At 37.7% G+C, this 17383-nt stretch carries 12 protein-coding genes; 4 read left to right on the top strand and 8 right to left on the bottom strand.

Annotated features, from left to right (window positions below):
* Positions 1–376: 376 nt before the first annotated feature.
* Positions 377–2944, top strand: a complete 2568-nt coding sequence (locus DBO93_RS14490) for a TonB-dependent receptor (protein ID WP_108456974.1) — start codon at positions 377–379, stop codon at positions 2942–2944.
* A 214-nt stretch (positions 2945–3158) separates the two neighbouring features.
* On the opposite strand, the gene DBO93_RS14485 is transcribed toward DBO93_RS14490, so the two are convergent.
* On the bottom strand, positions 3159–4424 hold the full coding sequence (locus DBO93_RS14485) for a multifunctional CCA addition/repair protein (protein ID WP_108456973.1): 1266 nt from the start codon (positions 4422–4424) through the stop codon (positions 3159–3161).
* A gap of 146 nt (positions 4425–4570) precedes the next feature.
* Between DBO93_RS14485 and DBO93_RS14480 the strand changes: the two genes are divergently transcribed.
* Positions 4571–6214: an AAA family ATPase gene (locus DBO93_RS14480; RefSeq protein ID WP_108456972.1), complete on the top strand. Its 1644-nt coding sequence runs from the start codon at positions 4571–4573 to the stop codon at positions 6212–6214.
* A 76-nt stretch (positions 6215–6290) separates the two neighbouring features.
* On the opposite strand, the gene leuD is transcribed toward DBO93_RS14480, so the two are convergent.
* From leuD to leuA, 4 genes are all read right to left on the bottom strand, one after another.
* Positions 6291–6887, bottom strand: coding sequence for a 3-isopropylmalate dehydratase small subunit (gene leuD / locus DBO93_RS14475; RefSeq protein WP_108456971.1), 597 nt, complete (start codon positions 6885–6887; stop codon positions 6291–6293).
* Position 6888: 1 nt separating this feature from the next.
* Positions 6889–8307, bottom strand: a complete 1419-nt coding sequence (leuC, locus tag DBO93_RS14470) for a 3-isopropylmalate dehydratase large subunit (protein ID WP_108456970.1) — start codon at positions 8305–8307, stop codon at positions 6889–6891.
* Between the two features lies 1 nt (position 8308).
* Positions 8309–9424: a 3-isopropylmalate dehydrogenase gene (leuB, locus tag DBO93_RS14465; RefSeq protein WP_162533844.1), complete on the bottom strand. Its 1116-nt coding sequence runs from the start codon at positions 9422–9424 to the stop codon at positions 8309–8311.
* Between the two features lie 95 nt (positions 9425–9519).
* Positions 9520–11115, bottom strand: coding sequence for a 2-isopropylmalate synthase (gene leuA, locus DBO93_RS14460; protein WP_108456968.1), 1596 nt, complete (start codon positions 11113–11115; stop codon positions 9520–9522).
* 403 nt (positions 11116–11518) lie between these two features.
* On the opposite strand from leuA, the gene DBO93_RS14455 reads away from it, so the two are divergent.
* Entirely contained in the window at positions 11519–12559 is a 1041-nt protein-coding gene (locus DBO93_RS14455; protein ID WP_108456967.1) for a CDP-glycerol glycerophosphotransferase family protein, read from the top strand.
* 32 nt (positions 12560–12591) lie between these two features.
* Here DBO93_RS14455 and DBO93_RS14450 read toward each other — a convergent pair whose 3' ends face one another.
* The 3 genes from DBO93_RS14450 to DBO93_RS14440 form a co-directional block, all read right to left on the bottom strand.
* Positions 12592–13335 (bottom strand): glycosyltransferase family 25 protein, encoded by a 744-nt coding sequence (locus DBO93_RS14450; protein ID WP_085304057.1) that lies wholly within the window; start codon positions 13333–13335, stop codon positions 12592–12594.
* 88 nt (positions 13336–13423) lie between these two features.
* Positions 13424–14932 carry a capsule assembly Wzi family protein gene (locus DBO93_RS14445; protein WP_162533799.1) on the bottom strand — a complete coding sequence of 503 codons (1509 nt, stop codon included), beginning with the start codon at positions 14930–14932 and terminating at the stop codon, positions 13424–13426.
* Positions 14933–14993: 61 nt separating this feature from the next.
* Positions 14994–15593 carry a TIGR04211 family SH3 domain-containing protein gene (locus DBO93_RS14440; protein WP_108456965.1) on the bottom strand — a complete coding sequence of 200 codons (600 nt, stop codon included), beginning with the start codon at positions 15591–15593 and terminating at the stop codon, positions 14994–14996.
* A 207-nt stretch (positions 15594–15800) separates the two neighbouring features.
* On the opposite strand from DBO93_RS14440, the gene DBO93_RS14435 reads away from it, so the two are divergent.
* Positions 15801–17312 (top strand): CYTH and CHAD domain-containing protein, encoded by a 1512-nt coding sequence (locus DBO93_RS14435; protein ID WP_108456964.1) that lies wholly within the window; start codon positions 15801–15803, stop codon positions 17310–17312.
* Positions 17313–17383: the final 71 nt, after the last annotated feature.

The following is a 17383-nucleotide window of genomic DNA, read 5'->3' as shown; positions in this document are numbered from 1 at the left end:
TATTTATTTTTATTGATTAAATATGCAATCTCAAATGACTTTAATACGAATATTTTCGCACTTTAATTGTTTGAATTTTATTCTTTAACTAAGGCTATATGCAGGTTACAGTTTGATTACATATGTTAATCATGTTCTGCATAATTACTGATTACCGTTGCATATCAAATATATTAATACACACATTGTTAAAACACCTTTAAAAACACTACTTGTAAAGCACTTCTAACTATTTTATAAATAATCATTCCATTTATAGTTGTCACCCTACTATTTATTAAGAAATAATTTTGCTGCAATTAAATTAATGGATAAAAATATAACTATAAAAATAGATAACAGACAAAACATAAACACATATTAGGAAGGAAATATCATGTCTACAACATTTCGCACAGGTACTTTAGCTTTAGCTGTTGGCTTAGCACTAGGAACTGCTCCTAGTTTTGCTGCTGGTTTTGCTGAAGAAGCAGCCAAAAAAGAAAGTGTTGAACGTATCGCCGTTATTGGTTCACGTTCAGCACCTCGTTCAGTAGCAGAATCACCAGTACCTATTGATATTATTGGTGGTGATGAGTTAGGTAAAAATGCTTCAAGTGACATGCTAGACATGTTGGTTGGTGCAATTCCCTCGTTAAATGCTCGCGCACAACCTATTAGTGATGCAGCATCACTAATTCGCCCAGTAAACTTACGTGGTTTACCATCTGATTCAACGTTAGTACTTTTAAACGGTAAACGTCGTCACCGTGCATCAGTTATTGCATTCCAAGGTGGTGGTATTAATGATGGTGCACAAGGTCCTGATATTTCAGTAATACCAAGTGTTGCTATCAAGCAAGTTGAAGTATTACGCGATGGTGCTGCAGCACAATATGGTTCAGATGCTATTGCTGGTGTAATGAACTTTGTATTGAAAGATGATGCAGATGGCGGTTCAATCTCTGTAAAACAAGGTTCTTACTACGAAGGTGATGGTGACCAAACGATCGTAGACGGTAACGTCGGTTTACCATTTACTAAAGATGGCTTTGTAAATTTAAGTTTTCAGTTAAAAAATGCTGATGCAACGAGCCGAAGTGTACAACGTCCTGATGCACAAGGCATTGCAGACGCTGGCAATACTTCAATTCAAGACCCTGCCCAAATTTGGGGTAATCCTGAAGTTAAAGATGACATTACTTTATTCGGTAATGTTGGTTTAGATTTAGGTGATGATAAAGAATTCTACATGTTCGGTAACTACTCTGAGCGTGATGTGACCGGTGGTTTCTACTACCGTAACCCACATAACCGTGGCAATGTTTATTCTGTTGATGGTGGTGAAACACTGCTTGTTGGCGATATCGCACAATCACAAGGCGCAGCGCGCACATGTGCTGTAGTTCCTGCAAACGTTCCAAATGTTCTTGATACTACTGAATACCAAGCAATGGTTGCCGATCCTAACTGTTTCTCAATGAACCAAATATTCCCAGGTGGTTACACACCACAATTTGGTGGCAATATTACTGATACATCATTAACTGTTGGTACTAAAGGTGACATTAACAGTGGCATGCTTGAAGGTTGGTATTTTGACGTAAGTGGTTCAGTAGGTCGTAACGAATCTAAATTTAATTTAAAAAACACTTTAAACCCATCACTTGGTTTAGAAACGCCTGTTGATTTTCAAACAGGTAGTTATATCCAAATGGAAAAAACGTTTAACTTTGATTTAGTTAAAGGTTTTGAAATGGGTCTAGAAGAGCCAGTGAATGTTGCTACAGGTCTTGAATGGCGTGAAGAAAGCTTTGAAATCGTTTCTGGTGAAGAAGCATCATGGAAAGCGGGTGCATTTTCTGACCAAGGCTTCAATATCGGTTCACATGGTTTTAAAGGTTTTGGTCCTGAAACTCAAGGTCGTAATGACCGTCGTAACATTGCCGCTTATGTTGATGTTGAAGCACAGTTAACTGAAGACTTTTTACTTGGCGCTGCTGTACGTTATGAAGATTTCACAACCTTCGGTAATACAACTAACTATAAGCTAACAGCACAATACACGCTTAATGATGAATTTTCATTCAGAGCGTCTCATAGTACAGGTTTTAGAGCACCTACTGTTGGTCAAGCTAACGTTGTTAACACGCAAACATCACTAGTAATGGGCGATTTAATTCAAACATTCTTAGCACCACCAACGAACCCACTTTCTGCGTTTTATGGCGGTAAAGAGTTAGCACCTGAAGAATCACGCAGCTTTGCTGGTGGTATGGTTTATCAAGAAGGTGATTTCTTCTTTACACTTGATTACTACAACATTGAAGTTACTGATCGTTTAGCTCAGTCTAGCCAAATTGATGTTGAACCTGCTGATTATGCTGAACTTGAAGCACTTGGTGTTGTTAACCCTGAGTTGATTTCTGCGGTAACTTATTTTGCTAACGACTTCGATACAACTACTCAAGGTGTTGATATTGTTGCAAACTATTCAATGGAGTTATTAGACGGTGATACATTGTTATCATTAGCTTATAACTGGAATGAAACAACTGTTGATAAGTTTAATCCAGATACAACTGATGAAGGTAAAGTACATCGTTTAGAAGAAGGTATGCCTGATCATCGTGCTACTTTCACTATTTCACAAACTTGGGATAGCGTAACGAGTTTTGTACGTGTTAACTACTTTGGTGAGTACTTTGCAACTCATGCAGATGATACATGTGCCATTGGTTGTTGGAATGAAGTTGCTGACTCAGCAATAACTCTTGATGCCGAAGTAAGTTACTTCGTAAATGACAGTATTACATTGTCTGTTGGCGCGAATAACCTTTTCGACCAAGAAGCTCAAAAGTTACCTGAAGAGTCTTACGGTCAGTTAGGTGCAGAGTACTATGAAAGTGGTCCGTTCGATTACAACGGCGGCTTCTACTACGTGAAAGCTACTTATAACTTTTAATTTTAAAGTAAATTAAGTCTAAAAAACCATATCATTTGATATGGTTTTTTTATGTCTGATGTATTAATAAGTAGGATGTTTTAGTCAGATAAGTAGCTATCCTAAAGATATATAGGGCAGCGAGGTTAACTCAGTGATATCAGCCAAGCTATGTATATTTAATTACGTTAACTCCGCTCTATTGAATCAGTGCTGTTAACTCAGTAACCTTAAGCTAAACAATCTTGTTTTGTTGTATATACTCAAGCTTGAATTGCTTCAACACTGCAAGGCGTTGCTCTGCTATAGCAGCTTTAATTTCAAGGCCCTTTAAACCTTGCTCAACAAAAGGTTTTGCCGTGATAAGAACTAATTTTTCAAATGCATGATAAAGAAAATCTTTTTGTGGGTATTCTCGTTTTTCAAAGCCAAGACGACCGGTGAAGTCGGCTTGACAACAAAGTAGAAAATCATAAAAATCTTCTGGTTTACGCCATGCATCAAGCTGGTTATAAAGCTTTAAAATAGTACTGGCTTTTAATTCAAATACTTTATGTGAGTGCAAGTGAAACTGGCACACTTTCAGCGCTAAAGTTTTGTATGCTGTTGGCACTCTTAAACGAGCGCATAATTCCTCGATTAAAGGCAAGCCAGCGGTTTCATGTCCTGGATGAGATGGCAATGTTTTATCTTCAGTTAACGATTTACCTAGGTCATGGCAAACACTAGCGAATCTTATGGTTGTTTTTGTCGATAGCAGCACTGCTTGTTTTAATACCATCATAGTATGTAAACCCGAACAAATTTCAGGATGCCATTTTGCTGGGTTTGGTATGCCCCATAAATTATGTAAATCAGGCCACAGCGACTTTAATGCTTGGCATTGATATAACACTTGAAAAAAAACTTCAGGGTTAGCATCGGCTAAGCTGCGTTGCATTTCTTGCCATACACGTTCGCCAGAAAGACTTAATAATTCGCTACTTTCACTGAGTTGTGTCATTAACGCAAGTGTTTCGGGGGCGATGGTAAAACCGTACTCATGGTAACGAGCGGCAAAACGGGCGACTCGTAAAACCCGCAAAGGGTCTTCAATAAATGCCATTGAAACATGACGTAGAACTCTATTTTTTAGATCTATTTGGCCGTTGTAAGGGTCAACTATTTTACCATTTTCATCCATTGCCATGGCATTGATGGTTAAATCTCTTCGAAGCAGGTCTTCTTCAAGGGTCACGTTTGGTGATGCATTGCAATTAAAGCCAGTATAGCCTTGGCCTGATTTTTTCTCTGTGCGAGCTAAGGCATATTCTTGCTTACTTTTGGGGTGCAAAAATACCGGAAAGTCTTTGCCAACTTGTATAAATCCAAGTTGGCACATTGCCTCGACACTTGAGCCAACAACTACATAGTCGTTATCAACAACGGCGCGATTAAGTAGCGAGTCACGAACTGCACCACCGACTAAAAACGTGTTAAGTTGTTGGGTTATATCTGCCATTTAAGTGCTTTAAACCTCTGAAAATAAATAAGTAAATAATATAGGGTGATTATACCAATAAACTCTAACACAAATGCAGCTGAATTTTGACATATGAACGCGTTCAGGGTAATTTCACAGGGTCGATTCATTAGTTAAGATTTACTATGTATACAAGTTATTTTGGTTTAGAAGAAAAGCCATTTTCAATTGCACCAAACCCAGATTATTTGTTTATGGGTGAACGCCACCGCGAAGCACTTAACCACTTAACTTATGGTTTAGGTGATACGGGCGGTTTTGTCCTACTTACCGGTGAAGTAGGCACAGGTAAAACTACGCTTAGCCGCCGTTTAATGGAAAATTTACCAGAAAACACCCAAGCCGCTTTTATTCTAAACCCAACGCTTTCCAGCCAAGAATTATTGGCAACGCTGTGTGATGAACTAAAAATTCGCTATCGCAAAACGGGTGCTACGTTAAAAACACTAACTGATAAAATTCAACAAAAATTACTGAAAAATCACAGCGACGATATCAATACTTTGTTGATTATTGATGAAGCCCAGCACTTACAGCCTGAAGTGTTAGAGCAACTAAGATTATTAACCAACCTAGAAACGAACACTAAAAAGCTTCTACAAGTCATTTTGATTGGTCAGCCTGAGCTACAACAATTATTGCAACGCCGTGATTTACGCCAGTTAGCACAGAGAATAACGGCCAGATATCATTTATTACCGCTAAACAAACAAGAAGTCGAACAATACCTTAAACACCGTTTGTCAGTGGCAAAATGTTTTCGTAATATTTTCGATAAAAGTGCGGTGAGTGCAATTCATAAAACCTGTAAAGGCATACCTCGCTTAATGAACCTGTTAGCAGAGCGCTCGTTGATGAATGCTTACAACAGTAACAATGCCGTAGTTAATCGTAAAATAGTGCTACAAGCTGCGCATGATGCGTTAGGCGATGAATTTGAAGTGAAACCTTGGTGGCAAAATAGTTTTGTGAAAGTTGGCGGCTTAGTTTCTGCATTAGGCATAGTGTTAGTTATTGGTATTTGGTGGGGAACATACCATCTTAATGGTATTCAACCTGAGCCTAGCTTGGCCAGTGCTGTTGAAAGTAACGTCGAAAGTAACGCAACGCAAACACTTTCAATCAATAACAATGCTACTTTAGTTAATACTAATACTAATACAAATGAAATAGCTCAAAACGCTGGTGCAGATCCTAAGATTGTCGTTCAAGAAAAAGTCATACCAGAGACGGTAGCGAACCGAAATGATGATATTGATAGCAAAAATGAGGTTGCCGCGCTAAATAACAAATTAGCTGAAACTAACGTTGAGTTTATTGATAAAGAAAAGCCATTAGCTGAGCTACAAACAACACAGCAAACACCTGTACAAAATTTAGCGCCAAAAGTAAAAAAAGTAACACCTAATAATTATGTTGTTGAAGCTGAAGAAGGTGTGTCAGACGCATTACTGGCAAGCTTTCAATCTGCTATTGAAGAAACTAAGCAAAGTGACAATACTGTTGAAAAAGTTAAAGTAGATAACAGCGATGTTTTACCGCTTACGCAAATGCCTGCATGGGTGCAAGATGGTGTACCGTCGTTAGCATTTGAAATGCATATTTATGCCAGTGATGGCCAAGGTTGGATTAGAGTTAATGGTCGCGATCGCTACGAAGGCGATTATATTGGTCGTGAGTTACTCTTGAATGAAATACTACCGCAGAAAGTGGTACTGAGTTTTAGAGGTGAAAAATTTACTATGGATGCTTTAACTTCTTGGAATTAGTGTTACCTATAAACGCAGCTTTGTTAGAAAGTATTTGAGCCACCAGAGGTTTAGTCTGATGGCTCTGGTTACTGACTTATTGCCATACCGGCATTTTTGCTTCGTAACTTTCTATTTTATCAATTTTATTTAACGTCCAACCAACACTATCTACACCGTTCTCTAAACAGTACTTGTGAAATGGTGTTAACGTAAAACTATATTCTGCATCTGCTGTTTTAACTTTACTTGCGGTTAAATCAATCGTTAGGTGCTGCAAATCAGCTTTTGATTGCTTGAATAACTCAGCGATTTCAGCTTCTGTTAATGTAATAGGTAAAACACCGATATTGATACAGTTTGCATAGAAAATATCTGCAAAACTTGAAGCAATAATGACTTTAAAACCATACTCTTGCAGAGCCCAAGGCGCATGTTCTCGACTCGAACCACAACCAAAGTTTTCACCTGTTAGCAAAATACTTGCGCCTTGATATTGCGGCTTATTAAGAATAAATTCAGGGTTATCTACTTTGCCTGCGTTATCTAGATAGCGCCAATCATTAAATAGATGTTGACCAAAACCTGTGCGAGTCGTTTTTTGTAAAAACTGTTTTGGGATAATTTGGTCAGTATCAACATTCGCTGCATCTAATGGCAAAACTAAACCATAATGCTGGGTAAAATTTTCCATGTTATGCTCCTTTAGCTTGTGAGTTAATAGCGGTTAAGTCGACAAAATGTCCTGCAATAGCAGAGGCAGCCGCTAACTCAGGGCTAACTAAATGTGTACGACTACCACGGCCTTGTCGGCCTTCAAAGTTACGATTACTCGTTGAAGCACAACGGTCGCCTTCGGTTAACACGTCATCATTCATGCCTAAACACATTGAACAACCGGGTAAGCGCCATTCAAAACCTGCATCAATAAACGTTTGTGCTAAGCCTTCAGCTTCAGCTTGCGCTTTAACACGGTAAGAACCTGGTACTACAATAGCATCAACCGTTGGAGATACTTTTTTACCTTTGGCAACAGCTGCTGCTGCGCGTAAATCTTCTATTCTAGAGTTCGTACATGAGCCAATAAACACTTTGTTGATGGTGATATCGGTAATTTTTGTACCGGCAGTTAAGCCCATGTATTTTAAAGCAGCAATACAAGAGTCGCGCTCTACAGGGTCAGAAAAGTCTTCAGGTGATGGCACAACATTATCAACTTGGGTTACTTGACCCGGTGTTGTTCCCCAAGTCACTTGGGTTTTAATGTCTTTTGCTTCCAGCGTTAAGTAAGTATCGAAAGTCGCATCGGCGTCTGATTTTAACTGTTTCCAATCATTAACCGCTTGTTCCCATACTTCGCCTTTTGGAGAGTAATCTTTGCCTTTTAAGTATTCAAAAGTGGTTTCGTCTGGCGCGATAAGGCCCGCTTTAGCACCAAATTCAATACTCATATTACAAACTGTCATGCGCTCTTCCATGGTTAAGCGCTCAATCGCATCACCACAGTATTCAACCACATAACCCGTTGCGCCTGCGCTGCCAGTTTTGCCAATAATCGCTAAGATAATATCTTTAGCGCTGATGCCAGGAGCGACTTGGCCTTTTACTTCAATTCGCATGGTTTTAGCTTTAGTTTGACGTAAAGTTTGAGTAGCAAATACATGCTCAACTTCAGAGGTACCAATACCAAATGCTAAAGCGCCAAAAGCACCATGTGTAGCCGTATGTGAGTCACCACAAACAATAACTGTACCGGGTAACGTTAAGCCAAGTTCTGGCCCCATTACATGCACAACACCTTGGTTTTTATGGCCCATGCCAAATAATTCAATACCAAACTCTTTACAGTTTTTCTCAAGAGTTCTTAATTGATTTGCTGCGCCTTCACCGGCGGCATTAATTTCAATTGAGCGGGTAGAAATATTATGATCCATAGTCGCGATAGTACGTTCAGGATGGCGTAATACACGGTTATGAAATTTCAAATTAGCAAAAGCTTGTGGTGATGTCACCTCGTGGATCAAATGACGATCAACAAAGATTAACGGCGTTTCATCAGCTTTTTCTTCGATAATATGATTTTGCCATAATTTTTCGTATAAAGTGCTAGCCATGCTATTTTGCTCCTGAAGTTGTTTTATTATCACGAATGTATTGGCAAATAATATCGCCCATTTCGTTGGTAGACTTAGCTTTGTGGCGCTCTTCTGGGCTAAGTAAGTCGCCGGTAAAGTTACCTGCACTCAGCGTTGCCGCTACCGCGTTTTCTATTGCACTTGCCGCTTCAACTTGATTTAAGCTGTGACGTAGCATTAATGCCGCAGAAAGAATTTGTGCTATTGGGTTTGCAATGCCTTTACCTGCAATATCAGGTGCTGTACCACCGGCAGGTTCATACATACCAAAACCTTGCTCATTTAAGCTCGCTGAAGGTAAAAGTCCCATAGAGCCGGTGATCATGGCGCAAATGTCAGATAAAATATCGCCAAATAAGTTTGAACATAGCATGACGTCGAACTGTGCAGGGTCGCGCACTAATTGCATAGCAGCGTTATCAACATACATATGCTCAAGTTCAACCTTAGGGTAGTCTTTTGAAACCTCTATAACCACTTCTCGCCATAATACAGAAGATGCTAATACATTGGCTTTATCAATAGATATAACCTTGTTACGGCGCTTTTGAGCTGACTGAAAGGCTAGGTGTGCTATTCGGCTTATTTCTTTACGCGAATAAATCATAGTATCAAAAGCCGCTTCGTCTTCTTGGCCTTGATTTTTTCGCCCTTTAGGTTCGCCAAAATAAATGCCACCCGTTAGCTCACGTATCACTAAAATGTCAAAACCAGCTTCTGAAATATCAGCACGTAATGGTGAAAGGTGAGACATAGCACTTTGAAGCTGCGCAGGGCGCATATTACAAAATAGTCCAAAATGACCACGTAAACCTAATAAAGAGGCTCTTTCTGGTTGCTCTGTTGGTGGTAAGTTACTCCACTTTGGACCACCGACTGAACCAAATAAAATAGCATCGGCTTGTTCACAGCCTTTAACAGTGCTTTCTGGTAGTGCTTCACCGTGATTATCGATAGCGCAACCACCTACGTCATAGTGTGCTGTACTAATTTCAAAATCATACTGCTGGGCAACTGTTTGTAAAACTTTTTCTGCTTGTGCCATAACTTCTGGCCCGATGCCGTCACCGGCTAATATTGCAATCTTCGACATAATATTGTTTTTTAACCTATAAAATTTACTTAATAAATGAATCTGATTTACAGCTAACTTCGTTGAAGTTAGCCTTAATTTGTTTAACGTTCGCTTATCTAAATTTGGCTTTGGCCATCAATAGCCGCTTCTTTTTTAAAATCGGTTTTAAGCTCAGTTTTTAATTCGGCAATAGTAATCGCACGATGAATACCGTTAAGCGCATTAACCAATGCATGCCCTGATGCTTTAATTACATCGGTATCTAAGCCATAACCATGGAAATTTCTGCCTTGCCAAGATACAACAATGTCAGCTTTGCCTAGGCCGTCTTCACCTTCACCTTTGTTTGAAATTTTGTAATCGCTTACTTCAAATTCAATATCTATGGCTTTTTTAATAGCGCGATAAAGAGCATCAACAGGACCATTACCGGTTGCTGAAACAATTTTACTATCTTCACCTAAGGCAAGCTTGATACTTGACGTTGCAAACTCACTACCGCCACTTTGTACATTAACGGTTTGTAATTGATAAAAGTCTTGTTGATCTTGTTGCTGAATATTAAAAAGTAAGGCTTCTAAATCGTCATCAAAAACTTGGCCTTTTTTATCCGCTAAGGCTAAGAAGTCAGCGTAAAGGGCTTCAATTTCATAATCTGACTCTTGATAGCCCAAGCTTTCCATACGATGCTTAATAACATGACGGCCGCTGCGAGAAGTTAAGTTCAATTTAGTTTTACTGATGCCGACACTTTCTGGTGTCATAATTTCGTAGGTGTTGCTGGCTTTTAACATACCATCTTGGTGTATGCCCGATGAATGACTAAAAGCGTTACCACCGACAATGGCTTTATTTAATTGCACAGGCATATTACAAAGCTGGCTGACTAATTTTGAGGTACGGGCAATTTCTTGATGATTAATACGTGTATGAACACCTAATAATTCTTGGCGAGTTTTCATGATCATGGCTACTTCTTCAAGCGAACAATTGCCAGCGCGCTCGCCAATGCCGTTAATGGTACATTCGATTTGTCTAGCACCGGCTTGCACGGCTGACATTGAGTTAGCAACAGCTAAGCCTAAATCATTATGACAATGCACAGAAATAACCGCTTGATCGATATTAGGTACACGATTAAATAAGGTTTCGATGATGCCACCAAACTCGTTTGGTAATGTGTAGCCCACAGTATCAGGAATATTAACGGTAGTGGCACCCGCAATAATGGCTTGTTCAACCATGCGACATAAATTGTCAATTGGGGTTCTGCCAGCATCTTCACACGAAAACTCAACATCATCTGTGAAACGGCGGGCATATTTAATTGCATGTACGGCCATGGCTTGTACATCAGCAAAGCTTTTTTTCAATTTTTGCTGAACATGCACATCAGAGGTAGATATAAAAGTATGAATACGAAATTGGTCAGCAGGTTTCAACGCATCAGCACAAGCTTTAATGTCGCCTTCAACGGCTCGGGCAAGGGCACAAACTCGAGAATTTTTCACGGTTCTTGCTATTTCTTGTACGGACTGGAAATCACCCGGTGAAGAAACTGGAAACCCCACTTCCATAATGTCGACACCTAAACGCTCAATAGCGTGCGCTATTTGTAATTTCTCGTGTACCGATAAACTCGCGTTTAATGCCTGTTCGCCATCACGTAATGTGGTGTCAAAAATAATTACTTTATCGTTAGAAGTGCCCATGTTTGTCCCTGATTTTAAAAGTTTTTGCGCTAAATAACGAGCATAAAAAAACCCGCGTTGAATAGCGCGGGTTTAGTGTTTTATTATGTTATCTATTTATTTTTCAAGCAATAAAACCTAGCCGCGCGTTGATAATGCGAGGAGGAGGCTAATACGAATCATGTTAGTGAAATTTTTCATTTATGCTTTTGCTTAGTATTTTGGTTTAATAAATAGTTAGTACGTTATTAATAGCGCATTTATCACTGTGCTGTCAATTGTGATTTTGTTATATATTATAAGTTATAAGGTTTTTATTTTGCATATAACCTTATTTTTAATCTCGATTTATCTGTAGCTGATTTTTAACATATAACTTGCTAATATCTACCACTCTCCTATTGCACTATTTTATGAGTCCAAAATGCAAGCAAAAAAGTTTGTTTTAAATATATCTCAAAACTATAGCTTCGCTATTTTAAGACCATTACAAGAAGCCATTCGCAATAGCAACAGAGATGTTTATTGGTTTGTACAGGGTAGTGCGGTTAATTTATCCTATTTTACTGAAGACGAAAAAATATTAAAGAGTGTTGATGACGTTATTAAATATGATCCTGATGCTGTTATTTTCCCTGCCAATATAGCACCAACATTTTTTCCAGGAATTAATGTTGCGGTTTTCCATGGTTTTGATGCAGGAAAAGTAGATAAAAAAGGACATAATGATCATTATAAAGTGCGTAATTGTTTTGATTTATATTGCACGCAGGGGCCAGATTCGACTGCTCAATTTCAACGTTTAGCTGAAAAGCATCAAACGTTTAAAGTCATTGAAACAGGTTGGTGCGCATTAGATCCTTTATTTACCAATAATAACGTCGATAAAACAGTAAAGTCGACAATATTAATGTGTTCAACATTTTCTAAGCAATTAACCTGTGCACCACACCTTTTTGAAACAATAAAATCTTTAAGTGAGACAGGTAAATGGAATTGGTTAATTCAATTTCATCCTAAAATGGATAGAAGCATAGTTGATAAATATAAATCAATTCAAAATGAACACTTAAGCTTTGTTGAAACTGATGATGTTATCCCACTGCTGAAGCGAGCAGATATTATGGTTTGTGATACCTCTTCTGTACTTATCATGTTTTTATTACAAGGTAAGCCAGTTGTTACTTTCAATAATATATCACCAGGTGATTATTTAATTGATATTAATTCAGCTGATAAACTTGAAGAGTCAATTGAGTATGCACTGCAAAAACCTCAATGTTTAATGGATAATATTCAGAAGTATATTGATTGTACGCATCCATACATGGATGGAAGGTCATCTTATCGCCTGCTAGATGCGATTGATAAGACTATTGAAGAGAAATCAAGTCTTAAACCTAAGCCCTTTGATCTATTTAGACAATTTAAAATGCGTAAAAAATTGAAATACTGGAAGCTTTAATCTCATGCGTTAAAAATAATGTTATTAAGCGATTATAACTCTCCTGATAAGTGCGTTTTCCTTAAGTACCATAAGTGTATTCTGTATTTTATATTACGAATGAAATTGGTGCTTTTAGTACCATGAAACCCACCATTCAATAGTGTTATATCACTAGCGAAGTTCTTGTTTTCACTAATCGGATAAGGGCGTAAACCAAATACAGACAAGTCTAGCTCTTGACAAAACTGCATATCAATATCAACAGGGCGATAGAACTTATCTCTTGCAAGCAGCTTTTTAGCACCAGCTAGATTAAGCGTATAACCTGTTGCACAGTTAGGGATTTTTGTAAAATTGATTAATTCAAACTGTTGATCTAATGAACTAATTTGTTTGGGTTCATGGTTTCTATTATCAGCTAATTTAATCAGATCGTATTTGCTTAATGTCTCGGAAAGTGAGAAGAGTTGAATAAAGTTACTTTCAATATTCATGTCATCTTCTAGTATAACCGCAAAGGCTATATTTTCAGCGACCATTTTACGCCAAACATTTCTGTGGCTAATGTAACAGCCAATTTCACCCATGCTTAAATCTGCTCTAAAATACTTCTTATTCAGTATTTTGGAATATTCTTGGTTAATTTCAGTAGTTGTTAAATTGTTACCTTTAACGGCAGGAATTCTTTCAAAGGCGACATTTATCTCTGAAAGTTGTTTGTCCATATTTAATAATCGTTCAGTTGCACAGTCTAAATTAATGACATATACGGGACAGTTATTGATTATGGACATCTTAATTACCTTTTATTGCTCATGATTTTTAAGTCATGAGCTCGCAGTTTAGAAAAAATTTATTTAAGTAATTATATTTTTACCTGTGTTAAAGATTATATTCAACTTTTAAAAATAAGTTTGCTTGTTTTTTATCTTTAATGTCATTTTCAAATGTAGATCGACTGAGGTCTAAACCCAAGGTATATCGCCAGTTTTTATAACTATGCTGAACCTTAGTCGATACCATGATCAAGTCTTCCGCTACTTCTGTAAGCGGATTTCCAATAATATTATTTCCTGGTGCTTTATCATTGTTATCTGTATTCAATTGTAAGTGACGAATTTTGCTCGTTACATTTGTATTTTGATCAATGGTAGAAATAAAGCCTAAAACCACGCTCGTTGCATCATTATCGTATAAGTTACCTAAGGTTCTTTGCTGGTAACGCATACCTGTTTGATAAATATGATGCTCATAGTAGCAGTTACCAATGTTTCTGTTATCTATATCAGCACAGTCTGCGTAGGTGTCGGTATATTCTAAATAAACCTTTGTATGAGCTGAAAAGATCTTTAAGTTAGTATCAATACCTACTTGCACTTTGGGTTCAGTCAAAAAGCTTAATGATGAGCCACTGTTATCACCATCTTCTGCAAAATATTGGCCATACAAACCAATTGGGGTATTTAGCACGTTGAATGAGTAACGTAAATCGTATCCTGCTTGTTGATTACCAGGTTCATTTTCTTTATTTACGCCGCAATCAAGTCCTGAAGCGCCACAATTGTCTTTACCCACGAGTACATTGAAAAAAGTGCTTAAGCTTTGTGAACGGTCTTTACCGCCAAATTGTGCTAAACGAGTAAGACCGACTTCTAAACCGTCGAATGGCTGAAAATTTAACCTGAAGCCCCACAACAAGGTGTCATCAATAACGCGTTTATCGTCCATAACGCCCATAAATGAAGTTACGGTCCAAGGGATTTCAATTTCGGTGAATGGAATTTCTAAAGGTATTGCCGATCTGCGGGATATTGAAAGCGCAGGAATAGGCCTAGCGTTATTAGTTAAGCTTAAGTTGCTATCCCAGCCAGGGCCCCACCATCTATCTTGCTTACCAAGTGATACCACCCAATTACCAATAAAGCCTGCAACATAACTACCATCAAAACGCGTATTGTCATTATCTTCTGGAGAGAACGTATAACTTGTGGAAAGGCCAAAAGCAAAAGATTCTGTCATATGGCTTGTTTGGATTTTTATATTGTTTTTGTCTCTAAAATCCTCGCCAAAACTTGTGAAACGTTTGTCTTTATTGGCAATATTAAGCTCTAATTTTTTACTGTTATTTTTGGCCATTCGAAATTGATGATTTACATAATCAAAGGCTTGTTTTTCCGCGCTATTTAAAGAAGAGTAATCAACATGCTTTAAGTCACGCCCAATATCGAGCCACATTAATGGAAATGTTGTAACGGGTGTTTTTATGTGGCCTGCATCAGCAAGTTGTTGAATACTTGATCTAAGATAAATATTTGATGTATCAATCCAAGGTTCTGCAGACGTGAAAAAGCAAAACAAAAATAGCGTGTAAGATAATTTATGTAATTTCAAAATAAGATTTTCAGTTCTTTAAGTGATATTTAGCCTAACTTTTAAAATTTAATTTTAAAAGTTAGCCCCAGTTTTCCATACTAGATTTACGTTTTGAAAATAAACGCGGTAAGATCAAACCAAATAATAAACCAACACCTAAGACGATTGCGCCATTAAAAAACCATTGCTTTTTAATACTAGTGTCTTGATTTTTCAATTGTGATTTTGTTTGTGTTAAGTCCATGTTGAGTGCAGAAATGCTATTTTGTAGATCACTGCGTTCAGACTTTAATGCGTCAATTTCTAAAGTGGCGTCATTAAGTTGCTGAGTCATATCACTTTTGCCGGATTGAAAACTAGCGAGTTTTTCATTTAAGTCAGCGATAACATAACGCATGCCTGGTTTGGTTGAAACATGCTTGCTTTCGATCCAGCCTATGCGGTCTTTATCAGTAATTATTTCGCTGTAATCATTATTTGAATTACCAGTTAACTCTACTTTTTCACCAGAGTTAACAGTACCTTGTATGCGATAGTTTTTGCCAGCACCTGTATGCATATAAACAATTAAATCTTCAGAGATATAGCCAGCCGTAGTCGTTGAATCGGCCTCTTCGGCGAAAGAAAATAAAGGAGTTAAAAATAGTAGAGTAACGAATGTTTTTTTTATGTTCATCATGAAATAACCAATAGCGCCATTTTAAACAGAGAATGGCAAAGATAGTAGGACTTTGCAGGAGTGATAGCAAGTGATAGCGCCTAGATTTCTAAGATTTTTGCTATAAAATAACAATCATGTAAGATTGAGACTATTATTTATTGTAAATGTGCAAAAATATTGTAACTGCAGTTAATAAGCTTGATTTATAACTACTATTGGAAAAGTATGACAACCGAAATAGAGCTTAAATATTTAGTTTTAGGCGATAATACCCAAGAAAAGATCAGCCAAACTCTTAACCACGAAAATATTCAATTTAGCTATCAGGAAAAGCAATTGGCTAATTGCTACTTTGATACGCCCGATTTGAACTTACGCCATCATGATATGGGCTTAAGAGTTCGTCGTAATAATAATCATATTGAGCAAACAATTAAAACAGCTGGTCAGGTTGTTGGTGGTTTACATAGCCGACCTGAATATAATGTTGATATAGCAAGCGAACGCCCAATATTGTCGCTTTTTCCAAATGAAATTTGGCACGAAGATCAATCTCCCGAACATATTCAACGAGAGTTAGTCGCTTTATTCGATACTAACTTTAAACGCTGCACTTGGCTCATTACCGATAAAAGTGGCAACGTGGTTGAACTGGCTTACGATCAAGGTGAAATTACTAGCTCAGACAAAAAAGAAAGTATTCATGAACTTGAGTTTGAACTGGTTGAAGGTGAAACATCGGCTTTATTTAATTTAGCTACGCTACTTTTTAATGTGTTAGCACTTCGACCTGGTATTAAAAGCAAAGCCGCACGCGGTTATGCGCTTTGGCGAACAGAACCGGCGTTAAATCAATCTCAACAAGCTGGTTATATTTGTGAAAAGCGCAGTGACTCAATTGCTTCAGCTTTTACACACGGCCTAAGTCAAGGGCTTACGCGTTTGCAAAAGAGTATTGAAAGCTACTTAATGGCTCCAAGCTTACAAACCTTGGTTCAGGTTAAAGCTGAATTAGCCACTTTACGTCACGGTTTTTGGTTGTTTGCAGATTATTTATCAGCAGAAGAATTGCTGATCAGAGATGGATTAAGCCATTTTATACATCTATTAGCTTGGGTTGATAACGCAATACATTTGCAAGAACTAACCAACAAAACAGGCAATTACCGTAAAAAACTCGACTTTAGCCAACAACTTATTGAACAGCTTAAAATAGAGAAACGCCGCTTCCCAAATAACGATGATATTTCTCAACTTTTACACAGTAGTAGGTTTAATCAATTACAACTGTCGATACTGAAACTCTTTTTATCTCGAAGTCAGCAACAACTTACAGATCCTAAAGTGAAGGATGACTCACTGATTAAATTTGCTCAAAATAAAATAAAATTTAGTCTACGTGAGCTAAATGAACAGATGAACAATTTGAGCACTTTGCAATGTCATCAATACATCGCCTTGAGTAAACCTCTTTATCGCAGTTCATTAACAGGCACTTGGCTTGCTGGTTTATTCGATAACGAGCTGCGTGATAAATTTCGCCGCCCATGGCTTGATTTAAAACAAGGCATAACAGAGTTACATTCATTGTGGATTATTCAACTGCAATTAGAGAAGCTTGATAACCCACCGAAAAAAATTGTTCAGTGGCAAAATAGTAAAGTGGAAGGTTTATTAATCGCATTGAACAACACTAAATCTATCGCTATTGCTATGCCGCCATATTGGCATGAATAGCTAATTATTCTTCATAGGTAGCCTGTAAAAACCAGTAGTTTTAGCTAGGGTTTATTACAGGTCAATTTTTA

Origin of the sequence: Colwellia sp. Arc7-D (assembly GCF_003061515.1) — a bacterium.
GTDB lineage: Bacteria > Pseudomonadota > Gammaproteobacteria > Enterobacterales > Alteromonadaceae > Cognaticolwellia.
This window is presented reverse-complemented; position numbering and strand designations above follow the sequence as displayed.